Source organism: Mycobacterium parascrofulaceum ATCC BAA-614 (assembly GCF_000164135.1).
GTDB lineage: Bacteria > Actinomycetota > Actinomycetes > Mycobacteriales > Mycobacteriaceae > Mycobacterium > Mycobacterium parascrofulaceum.
This window is the reverse complement of sequence record NZ_GG770574.1, coordinates 1-3,925: the sequence shown is the minus strand read 5'-3', so window position 1 is coordinate 3,925 and position 3,925 is coordinate 1. Positions and strand designations below refer to the sequence as shown.

4 protein-coding genes and 2 pseudogenes are annotated in these 3,925 nt (G+C 70.2%); 3 read left to right on the top strand and 3 right to left on the bottom strand.

Annotation, left to right across the window (positions count from 1 at the left end; genetic code table 11):
- Window positions 1–298 (bottom strand): annotated as a pseudogene (locus tag HMPREF0591_RS29390) (amidohydrolase family protein); the annotation flags it as partial.
- 131 nt (window positions 299–429) lie between these two features.
- Between HMPREF0591_RS29390 and HMPREF0591_RS29385 the strand changes: the two are divergent.
- Entirely contained in the window at window positions 430–1,149 is a 720-nt protein-coding gene (locus tag HMPREF0591_RS29385; protein WP_007172509.1) for an NUDIX hydrolase, read from the top strand.
- A 6-nt stretch (window positions 1,150–1,155) separates the two neighbouring features.
- On the opposite strand, the gene HMPREF0591_RS29380 is transcribed toward HMPREF0591_RS29385, so the two are convergent.
- Window positions 1,156–1,725, bottom strand: a complete 570-nt coding sequence (locus tag HMPREF0591_RS29380; RefSeq protein ID WP_007172508.1) for a PadR family transcriptional regulator — start codon at window positions 1,723–1,725, stop codon at window positions 1,156–1,158.
- A gap of 121 nt (window positions 1,726–1,846) precedes the next feature.
- On the opposite strand from HMPREF0591_RS29380, the gene HMPREF0591_RS29375 reads away from it, so the two are divergent.
- Window positions 1,847–2,269, top strand: a complete 423-nt coding sequence (locus HMPREF0591_RS29375; protein ID WP_007172507.1) for a nuclear transport factor 2 family protein — start codon at window positions 1,847–1,849, stop codon at window positions 2,267–2,269.
- A 12-nt stretch (window positions 2,270–2,281) separates the two neighbouring features.
- Window positions 2,282–3,319 (top strand): LLM class F420-dependent oxidoreductase, encoded by a 1,038-nt coding sequence (locus HMPREF0591_RS29370; RefSeq protein ID WP_007172506.1) that lies wholly within the window; start codon window positions 2,282–2,284, stop codon window positions 3,317–3,319.
- A gap of 53 nt (window positions 3,320–3,372) precedes the next feature.
- On the opposite strand, the pseudogene HMPREF0591_RS29365 reads toward HMPREF0591_RS29370, so the two are convergent.
- Window positions 3,373–3,925, bottom strand: a pseudogene (locus HMPREF0591_RS29365) (MFS transporter); the annotation flags it as partial.

The following is a 3,925-nucleotide window of genomic DNA, read 5'->3' as shown; positions in this document are numbered from 1 at the left end:
TCGCGGCGGCGACCGCGTCGTTGGCCCGCCGGGCGAGCTCGACCGCCGCCGCCGGGTCCAGCGTCTCGGGGCCCGGGACCGAGTGGGACAGGATCTGCATGTCGACGCCCGCGGCGTCCATCGCGGCGATTCGGCCCTCGCCCAGGTCGTCGATGCCCGGCGGCCATTCCCCTTCGGCGCCCGGGGAGCCATAACCGGCCGCCTTCAGCAGCGCGCTCGCCGAGTCCCGGCCCGCTTTTCGGTGTTCTTCCCCTACGGCCGGAAGCTTGTAATGCTCTTCGATACCGATGACCTTCATCCGTCTCCTCCCATCCATGGACAGCCACGAGGCCGGAACGCCGGGCGTTCACCGGGTACCCGTTGTCGGAAGAGGCCGTCGTTTCGGCGCCGAAGCGTGGCGCGCGGGCGGCGTCCGCATAGTCTCAACCCGTGACCACGCCGTATGACGAGGCGCTGCGCGAGCGGATCCGGGGCCATCTGGCGGCGCATGACCGCCGCGAGGTGACCGACCCGACGAAGCGGCACGCGGCGGTCGCCGTGGTGCTGGTCGATTCGATCCTCGGCGGGGACCGTGTCGACCCGGCGCCGGTGGACGAGTGGATCGGCGACCGCCCGATGCCCGAACCCGGCCTGGACGGCCGGATGATCGGCGTGTCCGGCGGCGCCGCTTTCCTGTTGTGCCGCAGGGCATCCCGTCTGACCTCCCATGCGGCGCAGTGGGCGTTGCCCGGCGGCCGGCTCGATCCCGGTGAGACCGCCGTCGACGCCGCCCTGCGGGAGTTGCACGAAGAGGTCGGCATCGCCCTGCCCGACTCGACCGTGCTCGGCCTCCTGGACGACTACCCGACCCGGTCGGGGTACGTCATCACCCCCGTCGTCATCTGGGGCGGCGGACGCCTCGATCCGCACCCGGCGCCCGACGAGGTGGTGGCCGTGTACCGGGTCGGGCTGCACCAATTGCAACGCGACGACTCGCCGCGGTTCATCACCATCCCGGAGAGCGCCCGTCCCGTCGTGCAGATCCCGTTGGGAAACGACCTGATTCACGCACCGACCGGCGCCGTGCTGCTGCAGCTGCGGTGGTGGTGCCTGGAGGGGCGCCACGACCCGGTCGACGAGCTGGAGCAACCGGTCTTCGCCTGGAGATGACCCGGCTTACTCCTCAACGTGCGCGGCCAGCCGGTGGTCGACGACGTCCAGCGCACGCTCGGCCCATCGAATGTTCTCTTCCTCGAACGCGATCCCGCGCAGCAGCGTCAGGTACGGACCGATCCGCTCGGCGTGCAGCAGAAAGTCCTCCTCGTCGCGCCCGTCGAGCAGCCGCGCCCGCAACCGTTCGTAGCGTTGCAGTTTGGCCGTCGCCCACTGCAGACGTTCGGCGATGAACTCCCGCACGGCGCCCGCGTCGCCGGCGTCGGCGGCCTGGACCTTCACCAGCAGTTCGTCGCGGATCGCCGACGGCTTCGGCGGCCGTGCGGTGAACTCCCGGACCGCCTCGCGGCCGGCGTCGGTCAGCGCGAACAGGCGCTTGTTGGGCCGGCGTTCCTGGTGCACGAGCCGCGCGGAGATGAGACCCTGCCCGGCGAGCCGGTCGAGTTCGCGGTAGAGCTGCTGCGGGGTGGCCATCCAGAAGTTGGCGACCGAGGCGTCGAATTCCTTGGCCAGGTCGTACCCGGACGACTCGCCCTCGAGGAGGGCGGCCAACACCGCATCGCGCAGCGACATCGGAAAAGGCTACAACACGATGATTATTCAACAAAGTGATTAATCGCACTATGGACATGCGGACGGTGGCGGCATAGCGTCAACGGCACTTCTGAAACGAATCCACGAGGCGAGGTGTCGGATGCATCCGTTCCGCAAGGCGGTCGAAGAACGCGACGAGAAGGGCATCCAGGCGCTCCTGGCCGACGGCGTGGTGTTCACCAGCCCGGTGGCGTTCAAGCCGTACGTCGGCAAGCCGATCACCGCGGCGATCCTGCGCGGCGTCATGCGCGTCTTCGAAGACTTTCGCTACGTCCGCGAGATTCACGACGGCCGCGGTCGCGACCACGCGTTCGTGTTCGAGGCCGGGATTGCCGGGGCGCCGGGGCTCAAGATCACGGGGTGCGATTTCCTGCACTTCGACGACGACGGTCTCATCGACGATTTCATGGTGATGGTGCGGCCGCTGTCGGGCGCGAAGGCGCTGTCCGAGGCGATGGGGGCCCAGTTCGGCCGCATCCAGCGGGAGGCGCTCGAACTGGCCGACGAATTCACCACCGCGTAGGGGCGGGCGACCATGCGAATCGGACTGGGCATCAACTACGCGGGCGGCTTCAAGGACGTGGCCGCCGAAGTGGCGGACCTCGAGCGCGCGGGACTCGACATCGTCTTTGTCCCCGAGGCGTATTCGTTCGACGCGGTGAGCGCGCTGGGTTATCTGGCCGCCAGCACCGATCGGGTCGAACTGGCCTCGGGGATCCTGCAGCTCTACACGCGGACGCCCACCCTGACCGCGATGACCGCCGCCGGCCTCGACTACGTCTCCGACGGCCGGTTCACCCTCGGCCTGGGCGCTTCCGGCCCGCAGGTCATCGAGGGATTCCACGGCGTTCCGTACGACGCGCCGATCGCCCGGACCCGCGAAGTGATCGACATCTGCCGCCAGGTGTGGCGGCGCGAGCCCGTCAATCACCAGGGCAAGTACTACACCATCCCGCTCCCCGCGGGGCGCGGCACCGGACTGGGCAAGCCGCTCAAGCTCATCAACAAGCCTGTCCGGGAACGCATCCCGATCTTGGTGGCGGCGCTGGGCCCCAAAAACGTCGAGCTGGCGGCCGAGATCGCCGAGGGCTGGCAGCCGATCTTCTACCTGCCCGAAAAGGCGCAGCAGGTCTGGGGCGAGGCGCTGGCCACCGGCCGGGCCAAGCGCGATCCCGCCCTGGGCGCGCTCGACATCTACGCCGGACCGGTGCTGGCCATCGGCGAAAACGTGGAACCGCTAAGGGATTTCGTCAAACCCCACCTGGCCCTCTACATCGGCGGCATGGGCGCCAAGGGCAAGAACTTCTACCACGCGCTGGCCACCAAGTACGGCTACGGCCCACAGGCCGACCGGATTCAGGAACTGTACCTGGCCGGCGACAAGGACGGCGCCGCGAAGGTCGTGCCCGACGACCTCGTGCGCGACGTGAACCTGATCGGCAGCCGCGAGTTCGTCAAGGACCGCCTGGCCGCATTCCGGGAGGCCGGCGTCACCACCCTCAACGTGTCGCCCATCGCCGCCACGCCCGGCGAGCGCGTCAAACTGATCGAGACCCTGCGCGAACTCCTCTGAGCGCCGGGCGGTTACGTCCCCGCCGGTGCCGTCCCGGCGCGCGTCGGCGACGGTCAGCCGCGGCGGTGGGCGTCGCCCCGGAGCCGAACCGCTCGACTGAGCGCCGCCAGCAGCGCGAGCGCCGCCAGCGCGCCGAGGATGCCCGCCGACACCGCGGGCCCGACCGTCGTCAAGATCAGGGGCAGGCCGAATCCGACGTAGGTCACCACGTAGAACGCGCCAACGAGCGCGCCGCGCAAGCGTTTCGGCGCCGCGGCCTCCAGGTCGATCAGGCCCTCACGCAAACACAGGCCGGACGCGCACCCCAGCACCAGGAACAACGACACGCCCAGCGCCGGTGACAGGGTCGGGGGCGCCAGCGCGGTGACCGCGTAACCGAGCGCGGCGAGTGCGGCGCCCGCGGTGCCGGCCTGCGGCCCCCACCGGCGCGCGCGGGCGAGCACTTGGATCAGCCCGCTGACACCGTTGACCAGCAGCGTGGCCGCACCCGCGGCCACCGGGGCCGCCAGGCCGGTGTGCACCCGGCCGGGGATCGTGATGAACCCGAGCGTCGCCGAGGCGAACACCCACGGCGCCAGCGGCATGGCCCAGCTCAGCGCGCGCCCC